Annotated in this window: 1 pseudogene; it reads left to right on the top strand. The window is 67.9% G+C overall.

The features are described from left to right. Positions 1-803 (top strand): annotated as a pseudogene (locus tag G3N99_RS40665) (MMPL family transporter); the annotation flags it as partial. Between the last annotated feature and the right edge of the window lie 140 nt (positions 804-943).

Below are 943 nucleotides of genomic sequence, written 5' to 3'. Positions count from 1 at the left end.
CGAGCGTCACGCCGCAACGCTTCAGCTCCGCTGGCCTGCATCAGGCGCTCGGCGACAGCCTCGACCTGCTGAGCTCGTCGGCCGGCCTCGTGGCCAAGGCGATGCTGCCGCGCGACCCGACCGGTGAAGTCGCCACGCTCGTCGACCAGTTCGACAGCGTGGCGGAACCGGCGAGCCGCGACGGCGTGTGGGCGTCGCGCGACGGCACCCGTGCGGTGCTCGTCGTGCAGACGGCCGCCGCCGGTTCCGATACCGACGCGCAGGCCCGCGCGATCGACACCGTGCACCGCGCGTTCGCCGCCGCGCAGCAGGCCATGCCGAACGCCGCCGCGACCACGCTCGCAATGACGGGCCCCGGCGTGTTCTCGGTCGATACACGCGACACGATCCGGCACGACGTCGAACGGCTGTCGACGGCCAGCGTCGTGCTGATCGTCGCGCTGCTGCTGACGCTGTACCGTTCGCCGCGCACGCTCGCGCTCGGCTTGCTGCCGGTGCTGACGGGCGTCGCGGCGGGAATCGCGGCGGTCAGCATCGCGTTCGGCACGGTCCACGGGCTGACGCTCGGCTTCGGTACGACGCTGATCGGCGAAGCCGTCGACTATTCAATCTACCTGTTCGTGCAATCGGCGCAGGCCGGCACGCACGGCGCGGCGCGCCCGGCCGACGCGACGCGCGCATGGGTCGCCGCGTACTGGCCGACGATCCGGCTCGGCGTGCTGACGTCCGTGTGCGGTTTCGCGTCGATGTTGTTTTCCGGCTTCCCGGGCCTCGTGCAGCTCGGGCCGTTTTTGATCGTCGGGGGGTCGGAAGAGCGTCGTGTTGGGAAAGAGTGGATATCTCGGGTTGGTTTTCGGTGTTGGGCGTAGCGTTATAAAAAATAACAACACCCATCGCACTCTGTCTACGTCGATTTAAAATACTAGTGAACGCACATGCAGTA

It is taken from the genome of Burkholderia sp. Ac-20392 (assembly GCF_017104585.1).
In the GTDB taxonomy this organism is placed as follows: domain Bacteria; phylum Pseudomonadota; class Gammaproteobacteria; order Burkholderiales; family Burkholderiaceae; genus Burkholderia; species Burkholderia lata.
This window is presented reverse-complemented; position numbering and strand designations above follow the sequence as displayed.